Annotated in this window: 16 protein-coding genes; 10 read left to right on the top strand and 6 right to left on the bottom strand. The window is 64.9% G+C overall.

Features of this window, described 5'->3' with window-relative positions:
- The first annotated feature begins 376 nt into the window (after nucleotides 1-376).
- From metF to WN73_RS07805, 5 genes are all read left to right on the top strand, one after another.
- On the top strand, nucleotides 377-1,288 hold the full coding sequence (metF, locus tag WN73_RS07825; RefSeq protein WP_028173518.1) for a methylenetetrahydrofolate reductase [NAD(P)H]: 912 nt from the start codon (nucleotides 377-379) through the stop codon (nucleotides 1,286-1,288).
- 6 nt (nucleotides 1,289-1,294) lie between these two features.
- A complete protein-coding gene (gene metH / locus WN73_RS07820) occupies nucleotides 1,295-5,152 on the top strand; it encodes a methionine synthase (RefSeq protein WP_271552252.1) in 3,858 nt (1,285 codons plus the stop codon).
- A gap of 504 nt (nucleotides 5,153-5,656) precedes the next feature.
- Nucleotides 5,657-5,788 (top strand): hypothetical protein, encoded by a 132-nt coding sequence (locus tag WN73_RS07815; protein WP_271552250.1) that lies wholly within the window; start codon nucleotides 5,657-5,659, stop codon nucleotides 5,786-5,788.
- A 56-nt stretch (nucleotides 5,789-5,844) separates the two neighbouring features.
- Nucleotides 5,845-6,537: a hypothetical protein gene (locus WN73_RS07810; RefSeq protein WP_244423869.1), complete on the top strand. Its 693-nt coding sequence runs from the start codon at nucleotides 5,845-5,847 to the stop codon at nucleotides 6,535-6,537.
- A 358-nt stretch (nucleotides 6,538-6,895) separates the two neighbouring features.
- Nucleotides 6,896-7,903 carry a DUF3592 domain-containing protein gene (locus WN73_RS07805; RefSeq protein ID WP_271552249.1) on the top strand — a complete coding sequence of 336 codons (1,008 nt, stop codon included), beginning with the start codon at nucleotides 6,896-6,898 and terminating at the stop codon, nucleotides 7,901-7,903.
- Between the two features lie 16 nt (nucleotides 7,904-7,919).
- On the opposite strand, the gene WN73_RS07800 is transcribed toward WN73_RS07805, so the two are convergent.
- Complete coding sequence (locus WN73_RS07800) at nucleotides 7,920-8,549, bottom strand: glutathione S-transferase family protein (protein WP_060909198.1); 630 nt, start codon at nucleotides 8,547-8,549, stop codon at nucleotides 7,920-7,922.
- 131 nt (nucleotides 8,550-8,680) lie between these two features.
- Nucleotides 8,681-8,983 (bottom strand): ArsR/SmtB family transcription factor, encoded by a 303-nt coding sequence (locus WN73_RS07795; RefSeq protein ID WP_011084231.1) that lies wholly within the window; start codon nucleotides 8,981-8,983, stop codon nucleotides 8,681-8,683.
- 27 nt (nucleotides 8,984-9,010) lie between these two features.
- On the opposite strand from WN73_RS07795, the gene WN73_RS07790 reads away from it, so the two are divergent.
- Nucleotides 9,011-9,988: a threonine/serine dehydratase gene (locus WN73_RS07790; protein ID WP_271552248.1), complete on the top strand. Its 978-nt coding sequence runs from the start codon at nucleotides 9,011-9,013 to the stop codon at nucleotides 9,986-9,988.
- Nucleotides 9,989-10,032: 44 nt separating this feature from the next.
- On the top strand, nucleotides 10,033-10,347 hold the full coding sequence (locus tag WN73_RS07785) for a DUF6636 domain-containing protein (RefSeq protein ID WP_333925487.1): 315 nt from the start codon (nucleotides 10,033-10,035) through the stop codon (nucleotides 10,345-10,347).
- Nucleotides 10,348-10,784: 437 nt separating this feature from the next.
- Here the strand turns inward: WN73_RS07785 and WN73_RS07780 are convergent, their stop codons facing one another.
- Both WN73_RS07780 and glpK read right to left on the bottom strand, forming a co-directional pair.
- On the bottom strand, nucleotides 10,785-11,378 hold the full coding sequence (locus WN73_RS07780) for a GNAT family N-acetyltransferase (RefSeq protein WP_271552245.1): 594 nt from the start codon (nucleotides 11,376-11,378) through the stop codon (nucleotides 10,785-10,787).
- 242 nt (nucleotides 11,379-11,620) lie between these two features.
- Nucleotides 11,621-13,123: a glycerol kinase GlpK gene (gene glpK, locus WN73_RS07775; RefSeq protein WP_271552244.1), complete on the bottom strand. Its 1,503-nt coding sequence runs from the start codon at nucleotides 13,121-13,123 to the stop codon at nucleotides 11,621-11,623.
- A 185-nt stretch (nucleotides 13,124-13,308) separates the two neighbouring features.
- Between glpK and WN73_RS07770 the strand changes: the two genes are divergently transcribed.
- The 3 genes from WN73_RS07770 to WN73_RS07760 are packed head-to-tail and all read left to right on the top strand — an operon-like array spanning nucleotide 13,309 to nucleotide 15,565.
- Nucleotides 13,309-14,220 (top strand): MBOAT family O-acyltransferase, encoded by a 912-nt coding sequence (locus WN73_RS07770; RefSeq protein ID WP_271552243.1) that lies wholly within the window; start codon nucleotides 13,309-13,311, stop codon nucleotides 14,218-14,220.
- Nucleotides 14,139-14,666, top strand: a complete 528-nt coding sequence (locus tag WN73_RS07765) for an MBOAT family O-acyltransferase (protein WP_271552242.1) — start codon at nucleotides 14,139-14,141, stop codon at nucleotides 14,664-14,666. The genes WN73_RS07770 and WN73_RS07765 overlap by 82 nt, the downstream gene beginning before the upstream one ends.
- Before the next feature lie 11 nt (nucleotides 14,667-14,677).
- Entirely contained in the window at nucleotides 14,678-15,565 is an 888-nt protein-coding gene (locus WN73_RS07760) for a hypothetical protein (RefSeq protein ID WP_271552241.1), read from the top strand.
- 3 nt (nucleotides 15,566-15,568) lie between these two features.
- Here the strand turns inward: WN73_RS07760 and WN73_RS07755 are convergent, their stop codons facing one another.
- Both WN73_RS07755 and WN73_RS07750 read right to left on the bottom strand, forming a co-directional pair.
- Nucleotides 15,569-16,342, bottom strand: coding sequence for an SDR family NAD(P)-dependent oxidoreductase (locus WN73_RS07755; RefSeq protein WP_271552240.1), 774 nt, complete (start codon nucleotides 16,340-16,342; stop codon nucleotides 15,569-15,571).
- Between the two features lie 136 nt (nucleotides 16,343-16,478).
- Nucleotides 16,479-17,069 carry a hypothetical protein gene (locus WN73_RS07750; RefSeq protein WP_011084225.1) on the bottom strand — a complete coding sequence of 197 codons (591 nt, stop codon included), beginning with the start codon at nucleotides 17,067-17,069 and terminating at the stop codon, nucleotides 16,479-16,481.
- Between the last annotated feature and the right edge of the window lie 85 nt (nucleotides 17,070-17,154).

The following is a 17,154-nucleotide window of genomic DNA, read 5'->3' as shown; positions in this document are numbered from 1 at the left end:
AACGTAGTGGAGGGCTGCGCGGCGGCAATGGGCAGACAGCGCAGGTCTGGCGTGTGCGGACCGCGAGCCGATACGCCCCGCCAAACGAAGCGTTGGGACAGACGACATTGGCGTGACGCTGGATTCCATCCTGCCCATCGCGACGATCAACCATTTGACTACCGCAATTCGAAATATATTATTGATTTTACATAGTTTATTGAATTGACGCACTTCCCACAATTCATTCCGAAGGCACAAAAATTCAACACATCCCGGGCCAAGTGGGCCATTTCCCATCCCCGATGGGCTGTCGAGTGCGGCCGCGTTGGCTTATCTTAGCGGCTCCTGATCTAGACCTGACCGCAGGCCGCGAAGACCCGGAGTGAGTGGTGCCATGACTGATCTGACGAAGCCTGCGACAGCCGACGGGCACCTGAAGCGGCCTGCGATCTCCTTCGAGTTCTTTCCGCCCAAGACCGAGGAGATGGAGCGCAATCTCTGGGAGACCATCAACCGGCTCGCCCCGCTCGACCCGAAATTCGTCTCGGTGACCTATGGCGCCGGCGGCTCGACCCGCGAGCGCACCCATTCGACCATCGCCCGCATCCTCAAGGAGACCGCGCTGCTGCCGGCCGCGCACCTGACCTGCGTCGGCGCCTCGCGCGGCGAGATCGACGAGATCGTCGACCGGTATCACGAGGTCGGCGTCCGCCACATCGTCGGCTTGCGCGGCGATCCGCCCGGCGGCATCGGCACGCCCTATTCCAGCCATCCCGACGGTTACCAGAGCTCCGCGGACCTCGTCGCGGGCATCAAGAAGCGGCACGGCGACATCGAAGTGTCGGTGTCCGCCTATCCCGAGAAGCACCCCGAAGCGCGCGATTTCGACGCCGACATCGACACGCTCAAGGCCAAGGTCGATGCCGGCGCGACCCGCGCGATCACGCAGGTATTTTTCGATAACGACCTCTACTTCCGTTATCTCGACCGTGTCCGCGCCCGCGGGATCAACATCCCCGTCGTGCCGGGCATCATGCCCATGCACAATTTCAAGCAGGCGAGAGCCTTCGTCACGCGCGCCGGGACATCCGTGCCGGACTGGCTCGCGGAGAAATTCGAGGGCCTGGACGACGACGCCGAGACCCGCAAGCTCGTGGCGGCCACCGTCGCCGCCGGCCAGGTGCAGAAGCTGGCGAAGCACGGCGTCGACACCTTCCATTTCTACACCATGAACCGCGCCGATCTCGTGTTCGCGATCAGCCATTTGCTCGGCATTCGCGCCAAGAGCGCGCAGAAGGCGGCGTAAGACACCATGACCGTACCCACCTCTCCCAAGCGAACTGCCCTGCTCGCCGCCGCGCGCGAGCGCATCCTGGTGCTCGACGGCGCAATGGGCACGATGATCCAGAACCTCCAGCTCGACGAGGCCGCCTTCCGCGGCGAGCGCTTCAAGAACTTCCACCGCGACCTGCGCGGCAACAACGATTTGCTGATCCTGACCCAGCCGCAGGCGATCGAGGACATCCACGCCGCGTACCTTCGCGCCGGCGCCGACATCGTCGCGACCAACACCTTTTCCACCACCTCGATCGCGCAGGCCGATTACGACCTCACCGACATCGTCTACGAGATGGCGCGCGAAGGCGCCCGCCTCGCCGGCAATGCCGCAAGGCGCGTCGAAGCCGAGGACGGCAAGCCGCGCTTCGTCGCCGGCGCCATCGGCCCCACCAACCGCACCGCCTCGATCTCGCCCGACGTCTCCAACCCCGGCTACCGCGCCGTCACCTTCGACGATCTGCGCAAGTCCTATGGCGAGCAGATCCGCGGCATGCTCGACGGCGGCGTCGACCTGCTGCTGGTCGAGACCATCTTCGATACGCTGAACGCCAAGGCGGCGCTCTACGCCATCGCCGAAATCACCGAAGCGCGCGGCATCGACATGCCGGTGATGGTGTCGGGCACCATCACCGACAAATCCGGCCGCCTGCTCTCAGGCCAGATGCCGGAGGCGTTCTGGAATTCGGTGCGGCACGCAAAACCCGTCACCATCGGCTTCAACTGCGCGCTCGGCGCCGAAGATCTGCGCGCGCATATCGCCGACATCGGGCGCGTCGCCGACACGCTTGTCTGCGCTTACCCCAATGCCGGCCTGCCCAACGAATTCGGCCAGTATGACGAGACACCGGAATACATGGCGCGCCTGGTTGGCGAGTTCGCGCGTGATGGCCTCGTCAACATCGTCGGCGGCTGCTGCGGCACCACGCCGGATCATATTGCCGCAATCGCCGCGGCGGTTGCCCCGCACAAGCCGCGCATCGTGCCGGAGATCGAGCCTCGCTTGAGGCTCTCCGGCCTCGAGCCGTTCATTCTAACCGACGCCATTCCCTTCGTGAACGTCGGCGAGCGCACCAACGTCACGGGCTCGGCGCGCTTCCGCAAGCTCATCACCGCCGGCGACTACACAGCTGCGCTCCAGGTCGCGCGCGACCAGGTCGAGAACGGCGCGCAGATCATCGACGTCAACATGGACGAGGGCCTGCTCGACTCCGAAGCGGCGATGGTGACGTTCCTGAACCTCGTCGCCGCCGAGCCCGACATCGCCCGCGTTCCCGTGATGGTCGACAGCTCGAAATTCACGGTGATCGAGGCCGGCCTGAAATGCGTGCAGGGCAAGCCGGTCGTCAACTCGATCTCGATGAAGGAAGGCGAGGAGAAGTTCATCCACGAGGCCAAGATCGCCCGCCGTCACGGCGCGGCTGTCGTGGTCATGGCCTTCGACGAGGTCGGCCAGGCCGATACGTTCGCGCGCAAGACCGAGATCTGCAAGCGCGCCTACGACATCCTGGTGAACCGCGTCGGCTTCCCGCCGGAAGACATCATCTTCGATCCGAACATCTTCGCGATCGCGACCGGCATCGAGGAGCACAACAATTACGGCGTCGACTTCATCGAGGCGACGCGCTGGATCCGGCAGAACCTGCCCGGCGCGCACATTTCTGGCGGTGTGTCCAACCTCTCGTTCTCGTTCCGCGGCAACGAGCCGGTGCGCGAGGCCATGCACTCGGTGTTCCTGTATCACGCCATCAAAGCCGGCATGGACATGGGCATCGTCAATGCCGGGCAGATGATCGTCTATGACGACATCGATCCCGAGCTGCGCCAGGTGTGCGAGGACGTCATCCTCAACCGCGACCCCGGCGCCTCCGAGCGGCTGCTGGCGCTTGCGGAAAACTTCCGCGGCAACAAGACCCAGACCAAGGAAGCCGACCTCGCCTGGCGCGAATGGCCGGTGGCGAAGCGGCTGTCGCATTCGCTGGTGCACGGCATCACCGAGTTCATCGAAGTGGATACCGAGGAAGCCCGCAAGGCGTCGTCGCGTCCGCTCGACGTGATCGAAGGCCCGCTGATGGCCGGCATGAACGTGGTCGGCGACCTCTTCGGCGACGGCAAGATGTTCCTGCCGCAGGTGGTGAAATCCGCGCGCGTCATGAAGCAGGCGGTGGCCTGGCTGATGCCGTTCATGGAGGAAGAGAAGGCGCGCAACCTTGCCAACGGCATCGGCACCGAAGGCTCCTCGTCGGCCGGCAAGATCGTGCTCGCCACCGTCAAGGGCGACGTCCACGACATCGGCAAGAACATCGTCGGCATCGTGCTCCAGTGCAACAATTTCGAGGTCATCGACCTCGGCGTGATGGTGCCCGCCGCCAGGATCGTCGAGACCGTGAAGGCGGAGAAGGCCGACATCGTCGGCCTGTCCGGCCTGATCACGCCCTCGCTCGACGAGATGGCGTTCTTTGCCGGCGAATTGCAGCGTGAGGGCTTGAAGCTGCCGCTGCTGATCGGCGGCGCCACCACGAGCCGCGTGCATACCGCGGTCAAGATCGACCCGAGCTACCGCGCCGGTCCCGTCGTGCACGTCAACGACGCCAGCCGTGCCGTCGGCGTCGCCTCGGCGCTGCTCTCGCCGGAGAAGCGCGTGGCCTATGCCGCCGAGGTGCGCGCCGAATACGCCAAGATCTCCGACGCGCATCTGCGCGCGCAGGCCGACAAGAAGCGGCTGAAGCTGGCAGACGCCCGCAAGAACCGCGTGCCGGTCGATTTTGCCGCGAACAAGCCGGTGAAGCCGACCTTCCTCGGCACCAAGAGCTTTGACGCATACGATCTCGCCGAGCTCGTGCCCTATATCGACTGGACGCCGTTCTTCCAGACCTGGGAGCTCGCCGGCCGCTTCCCCGCGATCCTCGACGACGCCAAGGTCGGCGAGGTCGCGCGCTCGCTCTATGACGACGCGCGCAAGATGCTCGACCTGATCGTCAAGGAGAAATGGTTCCGGGCGCGCGCCACCGTCGGCTTCTGGCCGGCGAACGCGGTAGGCGACGACATCGCGCTGTACGCCGACGAGAGCCGGACCAAGCAGATCGCCACGCTGCACACGCTGCGCCAGCAGCTCGAAAAGCGCGAGGGCCGTTTCAACGCGGCGCTCGCCGACTTCATCGCGCCTGTTGACACGAGCGTGCCCGATTATGTCGGCGGCTTCGTCGTCACCGCCGGGATCGGCGAGGATGCGGTCGCCGACCGCTTCAAGATGGCGAACGACGACTACTCCTCGATCCTGTGCAAGGCGCTGGCCGATCGCCTCGCCGAGGCCTTTGCCGAACGCATGCACGCGCGCGTGCGCCGCGAGTTCTGGGCCTATGCGCCGGACGAGGCGCTCTCCTGCGACGATCTGATCCTGGAAAAATACCAGGGCATCCGTCCCGCGCCGGGCTATCCCGCGCAGCCCGATCACACTGAGAAGGCGACGCTGTTCGAGCTGCTCGATGCCGAGGCCACGGCCGGCGTGAAGCTGACCGAGAGCTTTGCGATGTGGCCGGGCTCCTCTGTGTCCGGGCTCTATTTCGCGAACCCCGCGAGCTACTATTTCGGCGTCGGCAAGATCGAGCGCGATCAGGTCGAAGACTACGCCGCGCGCAAGGGCATGAGCATCACGGAGGCCGAGCGCTGGCTCGCGCCGGTGCTGAACTACATCCCGGCGCGAGAGGGGACCGACAAGGCCTTCGCGGCGACGCCGGCGAACGACGAAACGTCAAAGGACCTCGCCTCGCATCCGCCGGGCTGCACTTGCGCGGTGCACCTCGTCTGGCAGAAGAAGCGCGCGGGGGCGGGATAGACCCGCCTCTAAATCAAAAATGCGAAAACAACCCCATGCACAGTAGGGATGGGGTTGAAAGGCCTGAGGAATTTCGGTCTTGCCGAAGCGGCTTGCGACGTCGGGCAAAACACCAGTAATATGCGATCATCGTCAACCGTGCCTGTCGTCGTCGGTTGGAAGCGCGCACCACACCTTCGGTGTCGTCCTGGCGGAAGCCAGGACCCATACCGCGTGATCCATCGGTGGGTATCGCTAGCAATACCGAACAACGAATCTTCGCCAAACTGCTCCCTGGGGTAATGGGTCCTGGCTTTCGCCAGGACGACATTGGGGAGCCTACATGTAGCGCCAACCGCTGCACGAATTCTTGGACGCGGTGTTCCTTGGCAACGCTCCGCCTCAACGGCCCACGCATCAACGGAACCCGCCGCGTGTGAACTCGTTCACTTGTCCGCTCAACCTTGATTCGTTAATCTATCGGCCTACTACCTTCAAACCGACGGTTTGCTTGGGATCGAACATATGAACCAGTTCATTGCACTGTTCGTCGCCGCGATCGCCCTTGTCGTCCTGCCCACGATTGCCGCGGCGGACTGTCCGAAAGGCTACGTGCCATGCGGCGAACGAAGTCAGTTGTGCTGCCCGGGAAAATAGCCAGCCGCAAATGGCTTTGGCTTGGTAGCGGGGTATTTGTCGCGATCGGCCTGGTGATGGTCGCAGTCTTCGTCGGAATCCCGCGCAAGAAGCAGACGATCACGGCCATCCTCTCCGAGACCGGATATTTCGAGGTGGTGCCGCCGAGCACGTTCGGCGGTCCCGGCACGATCAACACGATCGAGTATCTGAGCAACGGCCGGCTGGAACTGCATCCGACCTGCGATGTCGACCCTGCGCTCCTGGCCAGCAAGATCCAGAAATCACGGACCGTCGACCGGGACTTGAAGCAAACGCTCGAGAAGAAACTCGACGTCTCGGCCGAGGTGAGGGAGAAGCTGTCGGCTGTCGCCGGGATGCAGCAGGTCGAAGCGGTCAACCTCAAGCTCGAGAACGCCAACATCCTGCTGATTTCCGACGAGTCGCTGATCTCGGCCCGGAACGCATTGCTGAAGGCGGAATGCGAGGACGCGGTGGCCCAGAACGTGTCGAGTGGCGGCGTCGTGTGCCAGACGCGGTCCGTTCTGGAGGCCGATGTCGTCTACGAGATCAAATATCACAACAAGATCTCGATGGAGGAGAAGGCCAAGCTGACATCCGAGATCGCAGCGAAACTCGACCTGGACGTCCATCAGGGCGCGGACGACAAGGTGTCCGGCTCTCAATTGTTCTTCGGCATAAGACTGTCGCCCAATCCGATCGTCCTGAACACCGCGGCTGGCGAGATCAAGCCCTGTTCGCGGAAATAAGGCCTGCGTTCCGCGCTTCATCCCCTCGGCGGCAGGGCAATCGCATTTAAGGCCGTTGCGCTGCGGCCCATCCTTCGAGACGCCCGCCTTTGGCGGGCCCTCAGGATGAGGACGGAGTGCGCGGCAGCAATTTCGACCGGCAAAGATGCCGCTCAGCCTCATCCTGAGGAGACCGCTGGAAGCGGTCGTCTCGAAGGACCAGGCGTGCGCTCAGGCCCCCGCCAGGAAGTCACATGCGATAGTCCTGCCTTCGGCGGCAGCAGCGATTGCACGATCTCCCGAAAAGGCGGCAGTGCCGTGAACGCAACGCGCGCTCGCCGCGACCAATAGCGATCGCCGCCGAGGAGCCGGGAATCGGATGCTGGACGCCCAACAATTGATGTGGACGCAGATTGCGGCCGGCATCTCGGTGCTGCTGTTTGGATTGATGCTGTTCAATCTGGTCCGCATGCGGGGCCGGATGCAGGCCGCGCGGAGCTGGGACAAGGTGGAGGGCATCATCACGATCTCAAGGGTCGATCAGCCGGCGACGCACGCCTCGGACGATCGGAACGACGCCAAGCCTGTCATCCGCTATCGCTATCAGGCCGGCGGCCAGGAGCTGGAAAGCGACAAGGTCTTTGTCGGCGGCCCCGCCATCACGACGAGGGTACTGGCCGCAAAACTGATCGGACGATATCCGGTCGGCGCGCATGTCGACGTCCATGTCGATCCGAAGCAACCGACCGAGGCGTTGCTCGAACCTGCTGCCGCGCAGAACGTCGCGGCACTGGTGGCGTTCACAATCGTGTTCGGCTTCATTGCCACCACCCTCACCGCGCATTCGCTCGCGGGTCACGTGCTCTACACAAACAACGGCGTTCCGCTGTTCGCGTTCGCGCTGCCGATCATCGTGCTCGTAGGCGGCGTGTTCTGCGTCGCAGAGTATGTCCGGACGCGCCGGCTGGCGAGCGCCAGCCTGCGCTGGCCGACCGCGGCTGGCAGGGTCACCCGTTGCGACGTGATCGAGGAAATCATCGAGGAGAAGAGCGACGACGACGACAAGTCCCGGTCCAGCAAGCTCCAGCACCGCTATCAGGTCGACCTGCGCTACGCCTACAGGGTCGACAAGCGCGACTTCATCGGCACCGAGGTCGATTGGGGCGGCACCATGATCTCCGTGCTGCGCGAGGTCGCCGAAAAGGCCGCAGCGAAATATCGTCCCGGGCAGAACGTCAAAGTTTATTACGATCCGGAACGACCGGGACATGCGGTGCTGGAGCCTGCGAGCCGGGAGGGCGCGCTGGGGCCGCTGATCGGTGCCGCGGTCTGCGCGGTCGTCGGAGGTCTTTTCCTGACAATCCTGATCAAGGTCGGGTTCGCATAGAGGCGCTTGATGCGGCTCACCCCTTCGGCGGTGCCAACGGCTGCACGATCTCCTGGAATGGCGTCAGCGCCTCGCAGCGCTCGGCATGCGCCGCGAGCGCCGGATAGCGCGCCGCGTCGAACAATTGCGGATGCGCCTCGCGGGTAAAGCGCACGACGCAGGCCACCGCGATATCGGCGTGGCCAATGCGGTCGCCCAGCCAGTATGGCGTCGTCACCTTGGCGCGCTCGGCGTCCAGCACGCCGAGCACGTCGCCGATCTGCGCCTGGCAGCGCTCGACCCACAGCGCAAGCTGCTCCTTCCGCAGCACGCGCTCATAGAGCAGGCTCACCGCCTTGTCGCCGAGACCGGAAGCGAGCGCGCAGATGCGCAGGTGCTGTCGTCGCTCGGCGCCGCTGCGCGGCAGCATCGCCTTGCCCTCGCCGACCAGCTCATCGAGATATTCGAGGATGATCGCGCTCTCGATCAGCGCCTCGCCGTCGTCGAGCACCAGCGTCGGGACGCGGCGCAGCGGATTATAGGGCGCGATCTTGTCGGCATCGCCGAAGGTGGACCACGGCCTGTGCTCGAAGGAGAGCCCGTAAAGCCGTAGCGCAATCGCGACGCGGCGGACGAAGGGGGAGTCGTATTGGCCGATCAGGAACATGGTTCGCGCTCACTCGTTGGAACACGGCAGGGCCGGTCAGTTTCCACGACAAGATCGGCGCGGCGCAAGAAAGAAGATGGAAATGGAGCATTGCGTCGGGTGCAACGTCGCCTGCAGCAACATCTGCGCGATCAAAGGCCGTCCTGGATCGAGCGCTTGATGGCGGCGATCGCGGTTTCGTTGCGCCTGTACATCGTCCACTGCTTGATCCGCTTGGCGCGCACCAGCTTTGCGGCGGTCAGGACCCGCATGTGCTCGCTCAGGGTCGGCGCGCTGACACCGAGCTTCTCTGCGATCAGCAATCCGCAGACGCCGTCATCGACCAGATCGCCATCGGCCTGCTCGCGAAAATGCTTCCGCGGATCCCGCAGCCAGTCCAGGATCTGCAGGCGGCGCTCGTTGGCCAGCGCGCGCAGGGCGACAGTGACTTTCATTTAGCCATTTTGCTAATTACCTAATTGATGTCAACTCTCCGATGCGCTATGAGGAACGGCATCATGACAGCGACAATCACGCGGGAGCGGATTGCGGCGACCGAGGTCGTCATTCGTCCGCACATAAGGCGCACGCCACTCGTTATGGCCGATCTTGCCGATTTCGGCCTGCCGGCGGCGCCCATCACGTTCAAGCTCGAGATGCTGCAGCATTCCGGATCCTTCAAGGCGCGGGGCGCTTTTGCCAACCTGCAGCTGCGGCCGGTGCCGGAGGCGGGCGTGGTCGCCGCATCCGGCGGCAATCACGGGGCGGCGGTCGCCTACGCGGCGCAGCGGCTCGGCATCCCCGCCACGATCTTCGTGCCCGACATCACCTCGCCAGCCAAGGCCGAGCGGATCAAGGGGAATGGTGCGAAACTCGTGATCGCGGGCAGCCGCTACGCCGATGCGCTCGCCGCGAGCGAAGCGCATGTCGCACGGACCGGTGCGATGGCCGTTCACGCCTACGACCAGGCCGAAACCCTGCTCGGCCAGGGCAGCGTCGCCCTGGAGCTGGAGCAGGACTCGCCCGGCATCGATACGCTGCTGGTGGCGGTCGGCGGCGGCGGCCTGATCGGCGGCATCGCGGCGTGGTACGCTGGCAGGACGCGTGTTGTTGCGATCGAGCCGGAGCAGTCACCGACCCTGCACGCCGCTATCGCGGCGGGAGCACCGGTCGATGCGCCGGCCGGCGGCCTCGCCGCCGACAGCCTCGCGCCGCGGCGCGTCGGTGAATTGATGTTCCCGATCGCGCAGGCCCATGTCGAGCGGGTCGTTCTGGTCAGCGACGAGGCGATCCGGCAGGCGCAGGCAGCGCTGTGGTCGAGCCTGCGTCTCGTGGCCGAGCCCGGCGGCGCAGCCGCATTTGCCGCGCTACTGTCCGGCCGCTATCGTCCCTCACCCGGCGAACGCGTCGCAGTGCTGCTCTGCGGCGCCAACACCACGGCGGTGAAGTTCGACGGCTAGTCTCAAGCGGGATTGCATGATCGGGCTCCGCGCCGTCGAAAAACATCGTCTGCCAGTTCTACACCGACAACGGACAAGGTGTGCTCCGCTGCGACATCATGAACATGGAGACGCGCCCGCGCCGGCCCGCTGACTGCGATCTCGATTACGGCCACGCCTTCGAGATGAGCGCGAAGGGCAACGCGGAGCGCATCTGCACCGGCGACACGGTGATGGACCCATCGCTCCCGGTGCTCGCCTATGGCGAGGTGTGGCGGCGGGCGGGGTTCACGTGCCGCTCGGAGCAGGCGGGGCTGACCTGCTTCAACGCCATGCAGCACGGGTTCTCGCTGGCAAGGGGGAAGCAGGAGTTGTTTTGACGAGCCGTAGCCCGCATGGAGCGGAGCGGAATGCGGGGAAACGGCCCCGGATTTCGCTGCGTTCCATCGGGCTACGAATTCGCGGCTTGCCGTCATTCCGGGGCGCGCGGAGCGCGAACCCGGAATCCATCGTGCACCGTCTCATGCGGACAAAATGGATTCCGGGCTCGCGCCAAGTGGCGCGCCCCGGAATGACGGCGAGGAGCGAGGCGTAGCGCGCATGGAGCGGAATGCGGGGACATCGTCTGGGATTACGCTTGGCTCCGTCGGCGCTACGGCGCCATCACGCGTTGATGTGCCGATTCGAAGAGCGAGGGCGGCGCCCACACTCCGTCATTGCGAGCGCAGCGAAGCAATCCAGGATCTTTCCGCGGAAACAGCCTGGATTGCTTCGTCGCAAGGGCTCCTCGCAATGACGGTGGGGCGGCAGCCGCGCACTATTCGATAATCGGCACGTGCTTCGCCGCCATCCGCGGCGCCGTGCCATCGAGACGTGGATCATCGGCGATCTCGATCTGGCGGCGGAAGGGGCGGAAGCCGGAGCGCTGATAGAATTCGACGGCGGAGGGATGGTCGAAGGTGCAGGTGTGCACCCAGACGCGGCGGACGTCACGCGACCACGCAATCTCCAGTGCGCGGTTCATCAGGAAGCGGGCGGCGCCCGTCCCGATCAGGCCGGCGGTGACGCCGAAATAGACCAGCTCGCACTGGCCGGCCTCGCGGAAATCCAGCTCCAGCAGGCCCTCGTCGCGGCCGTCCGCGACCAGGGCGTAGACCTCGACATCAGGCGCGTGGATGATTGCGGCGAGCTCGGCATCGTTCATGCGCGGCCGCGAGAACCACAGCCAATCCTCACCGACGCGGCGGAAGAGATCGCGATACCAATGAAGCGCGGGCGCGTCGGCCTTGCGCAGGGTCCAGGCGCCGGGCGGATCGTCACGGCGCCCGGGAGGCGCGGTCATCTCCAGATGCGTGACGACGGCGGCGATCTTGCCGGCGGGGATGTCGGAATAGCCGTCGGGGAGGATCATTCGTGCTTGTTCCGGTTCATCGCGAGAGGCTCCAGAGCGGCGCTACACACTCCATTGTCGTCCCGGACAAGCGTAAGCGCAGATCCCGGACCCATAACCACGACTGTTCGTGGCGCGAAGACGCCCACTCCGAGCTTTCGCAAACCTTCTCTCTGCGGGTATGGGTCCCGGCCTTCGCCGGGACGACCATAGTGTTGGGGCCGCGTTCCTTCTCCGCACTTTCATCGCGGCTTTAGGCGCGCTCACGCCCCCTCGTCGCTCGCCAGCACGCCCTTCACCGCTCGCGCCCAGCCCGCGAGCTTCCGCTCGCGCGTTGCCTCGCTCATGTTCGGCTTGAAGCGGTGCTCGAGGCGCCAGTTGTCGGCGAATTTGGTCGGCTCGGGGTAGACGCCCGCATTGAGGCCGGCGAGATAGGCGGCGCCGAGCGCAGTCGTTTCCTGAATCACGGGGCGATCGACCGGCGCGTCGAGGAGATCGGCGAGGCGCTGCATGGTCCAGTCCGACGCGGTCATGCCGCCGTCAACGCGCAGCACGACGCTGGCGGTTTCCGAGCTCGGCCAGTCGGCGCGCATCGCGGCCCAGAGGTCGAAGGTCTGGTAGCAGACGCTTTCCAGCGCGGCATGCGCGAGCTCGGCAGGTCCCGTGTTGCGGGTGAGGCCGAACAGCGCGCCGCGCACGCGCGGATTCCAGTAGGGCGCGCCCATGCCGACGAAGGCGGGGACCAGATAGACGCTCTGCATGGAGTCGGACTGATCAGCAAGAGGTCCGGTCTCGGCGGCGTGCTTGATGATGCCGAGGCCGTCGCGCAGCCACTGCACCGCGCTGCCGGCGACGAAGATCGAGCCTTCGAGCGCGTAGGTGCGCTTGCCATCGAGCTGATAGGCGACCGTGGTGAGCAGCTTGTTCTTCGACACCACCGGCGTGGTGCCGGTGTTGAGCAGCGCGAAGCAGCCGGTGCCGTAGGTGGACTTCATCATGCCCGGGCGGAAGCAAGCCTGGCCGATGGTCGCGGCCTGCTGGTCGCCGGCGATGCCGGAGATCGCGATCGCGCCGCCGAACAGGTCGGGCACGCTCTCGCCGAAGCGGGCGGACGAATCCTTCACCTCGGGGAGCATCGAACGCGGCACGCCGATGATCTCCAGGAGCTCGTCGTCCCACTGGCCAGTGTGGATGTTGAACAGCAGCGTGCGCGAGGCGTTGGTGGCGTCGGTGGCGTGGACCTTGCCGCCGGTGAGGCGCCAGAGCAGGTAGCAGTCGACGGTGCCGAACATCAGCTCGCCGCGCGCGGCGCGGGCACGCGCGCCGGGGACGTGGTCGAGGATCCAGGCGACCTTTGTGCCGGAGAAATAGGGATCGATGATCAGGCCGGTCTTATCGGAGATCACAGGCTCGCGGCCGTCGGCCTTGAGTTTCGCGCAGATGTCGGCGGTGCGGCGGTCCTGCCAGACGATGGCGCGGTGCACGGCCTGCCCGGTGGCGCGGTCCCACACCACGGTGGTCTCGCGCTGGTTGGTGATGCCGATCGCGGCGATATCCTTCGCGCTGATGCCGGCCTGCGCGATCGCATCGCGGCAGACCATCACGGTCGAGGTCCAGATGTCCTCCGGCTCGTGCTCGACCCAGCCCGAGGCCGGAAAATGCTGCGGAAACTCGGCTTGCGCACGCGCAGCAATCGAGATGTCGCTGCGGAATACGATCGCGCGCGAGGAGGTGGTGCCCTGGTCGATGGCGAGGACGAAAGACATGGTAGCTACCTTGGCGTTTTCTTGGTGGCGTTCATTGTGTTGCGCCAAAAGGAGCGGATTAGAGCGGGAAGGTCAAGGCCGCCACGCCCGCCGAGGCGGTTGACGGTGCACCGCCCGGGCGAGCCGGGAGGCTAGGACAGCGGGAGCGAAGATGATACATGCCGGGCCGGGTAAATCGGGGCGACATGACATTCACTTCCTTTCAGTTTGGCCTCTTCGTCGCGATCGTGTTCGGCGCCTATTATCTGCCGCCTTTACGCCGCTTCCAGGTCCAGCTGCTGGTGCTTGCGAGCCTGGTGTTCTATGGTTCGGGTCAGCCAGCGCTGCTGCCTCTGCTGCTCCTCGCCGTGCTCGGGACCCATCTCTGTCTGGTGCTGGCCTTCGACAACCGCGCGATCTGGATGCCGGCTGGAATCGTCTTCAATCTCGCGCTGCTGGCGTTCTTCAAATACAAATTCCTGCTCGTCGATGCGTCCACGGCTTACCCGATCGGCTTCGCGCCGGTGGATTTCCTGTTGCGGCTGCCGCTGCCGATCGGCATCTCCTTCTTCGTGTTCCACAACATCAGCCTTCTGGTCGACCTCACGCGCGAGAAACGGCCGCCGCCGCTGCGGGACGTCTTCCTCTACATCATCTTCTTTCCGCAGTTGGTGTCGGGACCGATCACGCGCGCGGGTCAGTTTATGCCGCAGATCGTCCCCAAACAGCTCTCCAATGTCGATTTCGCGGAAGCCGCCAAATGGATCCTGACCGGCTTCTTCTTCAAGCTCTACGTCGCCAACAATCTCAATGAGATGACGTCCTACATGGACTATCCGCTCTATGAGACGGTGGCCACGCAGGACCGCTGGCTGCTCGTGTTCCTGTACAGCTACCAGATCTATGCCGACTTCTTCGGCTATTCGGCAATCGCGCTCGGCCTCGGGCTGCTGTTCGGCTACCGCCTGCCGGTCAACTTCGACTTGCCCTACATTCGGCTTCGTTCTCCGAGTTCTGGACGCGCTGGCACATCTCGTTGTCCGTTTGGCTCAGGACCTATCTCTACATCCCGCTCGGCGGCAACAGGAAGGGACCGGCTAGAACCGGCCTCAATCTGATGATCGTGATGACGCTTGGCGGCCTCTGGCACGGCGCGAGCCTGAGCTACGCATTGTGGGGCATGCTGCACGGCCTCCTGCTCGTCGTCGAGCGGCCGTTTCTGAAGGTGCTGGGCGAAGCCGGCCCTGTCGTGCGCGTCGCCCGCGTGGGCGTCGTCTTCTTCTGCGTGACGATGCTTTGGATCTTCTTCAAGCTGCCGAGCTTCGATCACGCGCTCGGCTACCTCGCAGGCATGTTCACGCCGACGGACAATCCCAATCCGACAAAACTGTTTCGTAGCATGGCCCTGCTCTACGCCCTTCCCGTTCTCATCCAGCATCTCGGCCTCGGTGCGCTCGCCAGTGGCAGGTTGCGGCGATGGGAGCCGTACCTCTATGGTGCGCTTGCGGCATTGGCCTATCTCGAGGCGGGGCCAGACGCCGCCTTCATCTATTTCCAGTTCTGATGATGGCACAGATGTCCGGACTTCCATGGTTGATCAGATGTGCGGCTGCAGCCGTCGCGCTGCTGCTGATCTGCGGTCTTGCCACGGCGCGGTTCGGCTCCGCGCTCGAGCAGCCGTCCGTCACGACCCGCGACGGCAGCCGCATCACCCTCAATCGCTATCTGAGAGAGCCGGTCCCAGACGTCGTGCTGGTCGGCAGCTCGGTCGCCTGGCGTCTCAAGGAGGAATATTTCTCGCTTCCCCGCTTCCGCAATCTCGCGCTGGCCGGAGGCTCGCCGGTCACCGTCCTCGAGATCCTCGCGAAACAGCCGAGCTTGCCGAAGATCATCCTGATCGAGACGAACGTCCTATCGCGCGAGCCCGACAGCGAGCTGATCGGACAATTCTCCGGTAGCGCGCGCGCGGAAGCGCCGTTCCTACGCCCCGTGCGCACAGCGGTTGCGGCCTATGAGAGGTGGAATCACGCGCCGCCCAATCCCGCACAGGCTCGCGCCGAGCAGGATCGCCTGCTCAAGGAACCGCCGAGCACGTTCGACAACAAGGCCTATCTCGACCTGGCGCTGCGACAGATGAATGAAGGTGAGGCGACAGGGCCCGTGCGCGTCAATGTCGCGCGCACCAGAGAGCTGATCGACGACGTCCAGCGGCGTGGATCCCGTGCCTTCCTGATCGAGATTCCGTTCGAGGCCGGGATCGAGGACTCCCGCCTCGTCGCCATGAGCAAGGCGATTGTCCACGCAGCTTTTCCGGATCAGTCGCTGTGGCTACCGATCAATCCGCCGCGGGGCCAATTGCGCTGGGCCGATGGTGTGCATCTCGACGAGCGATCGGCTCTGATCGTCGTGCGCGCCATCGAAAGCGCGCTCGGCGAACGCGACGGCCTACGCCGGGACAAGTGACGGCTACACCGCCGCGGTGGTGACGCCGCCGTCGATGACGATGGTCTGGCCGGTCATGAAGCTCGACGCGTCGGAGGCGAGGTAGGCCACGGCACCTGCGATCTCGTCGGGCTCGCCGATGCGGCGCAGCGGCGTGGTGGCGGTGCGGCGCTTCAGCAGGGCTTCGTCTTCCCACAGCGCGCGGGCGAAGTCGGTCTTGACGAGGCCGGGCGCGATGCAGTTGACGCGGACGCCTTTCGGGCCCCATTCGCCGGCGAGCGAGCGGCACAGCGCAAAGTCGGCGGCTTTCGAGATGCCGTAGGCACCGATCACGGTGGAGCCGCGCAGGCCGCCGATCGAGGAGATGATGATCACCGAGCCGTTGCCCCGCTCGGCCATCTGCGGGATCGCAAGCGCGGAGAGCCAGATGTTGCTCTTCACGTTCGAGCCCATGATCTTGTCGAAGGCCTCGTCGGTGATGTCGAGCAGCGGGCCGTAATACGGGTTCACCGCGGCGTTGCAGACGAGAATGTCGATCTTGCCGTAATGCGTGGTTGCGCCCGCGATCAGCGCCTCGACCTCGGCCTTGCGCGCGATGTTGCAGGGGACGACGATGGCATCGCCGCCGGCCGCGTTGATGCCGTCGGCGACCTCCTTGCAGGCGTCAGCCTTGCGCGAGGAGACCACGACCTTGGCCCCTAACCTGGCCAGCAGCTCTGCCGAGGAACGGCCGATGCCGCGGCTCGAGCCGGTGACGATTGCGACCTTTCCGGTGAGATCGAACGGGGTGTTTTTCATTGTGCCTCCCAGCCTCCGCCTGTTCATTCGACATCGCCCGGCCGGGGCCGGGCGACGTGACGGCGGTGAGTGTGGCCGGCCTCGCTCGATCCGTCGAGGGGCAGATGTAGCGCTGACGGAGGCTTCGCCTGACGGCTCAGTTCTGGTCGTCGCCGAGCGCTGCGACCAGCTTGTCGTAATATTTGCCGACCAGATCGATGTTGCCCTTGTTCTCGATCGCCGGCGCCGGCGTCTTCAGCGCCTCGTTGAGCTCGTCGAGGGCTTCCTTCTTGTCCTTGGCCGGCATCTTCTTGTCGGCCTGGATCTGCGCGATCTGCGCCTTGATCACGGCTTCGGTGCCGACATATTTCTTGGTCGCGGGATCGAAGCCTCCGAGCACCAGGCTGATATTGTCGACGACGTTGTTGTAATCGTCGTAGCCGGCGAAGCCGTTTTTCTTGGCGACGCCGTCGAGCTGCGCGATCACCTTCTGATCGGGCGCGGTGTTTTCGGGAAGCTTTTCCGTGATCGCATCCATGTCCTTCTGCGCGGCGAGCACGCCGTCGAGCTGCTTGTCGGTCAGCGCGACCTGCTTGAGGCTCGGTGCCTGCGCGGGCGCGGCCTGCGGGGCCGGCGCGGTCTGCTGCTTGGCTTGCGCGAACGCGGTGCCGGAGGAGGCAAGCGATGCTGCGGACAGAAGGCACGCGACGCCGAGCGCGGTGAGGGCGGGACGAAGCAATGCTGGCATAAGAGTCTCCTCCTGAAGGGGGCTGGCTGGTTTTGGCGCTGGAAAGCTAGGGAACCTGAAATGAACTACGCATGAACTTTGCGTG

The sequence above is a fragment of the Bradyrhizobium sp. CCBAU 45394 genome (assembly GCF_028128655.1).
GTDB lineage: Bacteria > Pseudomonadota > Alphaproteobacteria > Rhizobiales > Xanthobacteraceae > Bradyrhizobium > Bradyrhizobium diazoefficiens.
Note: the sequence above shows the minus strand (reverse complement) of the source record. Positions and strands in the feature narration are given on the sequence as shown.

What these genes read in the sequence shown, in the direction of transcription:
- WN73_RS07770 (WP_271552243.1), top strand. Translation starts at nt 13,309, where the DNA reads ATGACATTCACTTCCTTTCAGTTTGGCCTCTTCGTCGCGATCGTGTTC.
- WN73_RS07780 (WP_271552245.1), bottom strand. Translation starts at nt 11,378, where the DNA reads ATGATCCTCCCCGACGGCTATTCCGACATCCCCGCCGGCAAGATCGCC.
- WN73_RS07810 (WP_244423869.1), top strand. Translation starts at nt 5,845, where the DNA reads ATGGTCGCAGTCTTCGTCGGAATCCCGCGCAAGAAGCAGACGATCACG.
- glpK (WP_271552244.1), bottom strand. Translation starts at nt 13,123, where the DNA reads ATGTCTTTCGTCCTCGCCATCGACCAGGGCACCACCTCCTCGCGCGCG.
- WN73_RS07795 (WP_011084231.1), bottom strand. Translation starts at nt 8,983, where the DNA reads ATGAAAGTCACTGTCGCCCTGCGCGCGCTGGCCAACGAGCGCCGCCTG.
- WN73_RS07755 (WP_271552240.1), bottom strand. Translation starts at nt 16,342, where the DNA reads ATGAAAAACACCCCGTTCGATCTCACCGGAAAGGTCGCAATCGTCACC.
- WN73_RS07760 (WP_271552241.1), top strand. Translation starts at nt 14,678, where the DNA reads ATGTCCGGACTTCCATGGTTGATCAGATGTGCGGCTGCAGCCGTCGCG.
- WN73_RS07815 (WP_271552250.1), top strand. Translation starts at nt 5,657, where the DNA reads ATGAACCAGTTCATTGCACTGTTCGTCGCCGCGATCGCCCTTGTCGTC.
- metF (WP_028173518.1), top strand. Translation starts at nt 377, where the DNA reads ATGACTGATCTGACGAAGCCTGCGACAGCCGACGGGCACCTGAAGCGG.
- WN73_RS07790 (WP_271552248.1), top strand. Translation starts at nt 9,011, where the DNA reads ATGTCAACTCTCCGATGCGCTATGAGGAACGGCATCATGACAGCGACA.
- WN73_RS07750 (WP_011084225.1), bottom strand. Translation starts at nt 17,069, where the DNA reads ATGCCAGCATTGCTTCGTCCCGCCCTCACCGCGCTCGGCGTCGCGTGC.
- metH (WP_271552252.1), top strand. Translation starts at nt 1,295, where the DNA reads ATGACCGTACCCACCTCTCCCAAGCGAACTGCCCTGCTCGCCGCCGCG.
- WN73_RS07800 (WP_060909198.1), bottom strand. Translation starts at nt 8,549, where the DNA reads ATGTTCCTGATCGGCCAATACGACTCCCCCTTCGTCCGCCGCGTCGCG.
- WN73_RS07805 (WP_271552249.1), top strand. Translation starts at nt 6,896, where the DNA reads ATGCTGGACGCCCAACAATTGATGTGGACGCAGATTGCGGCCGGCATC.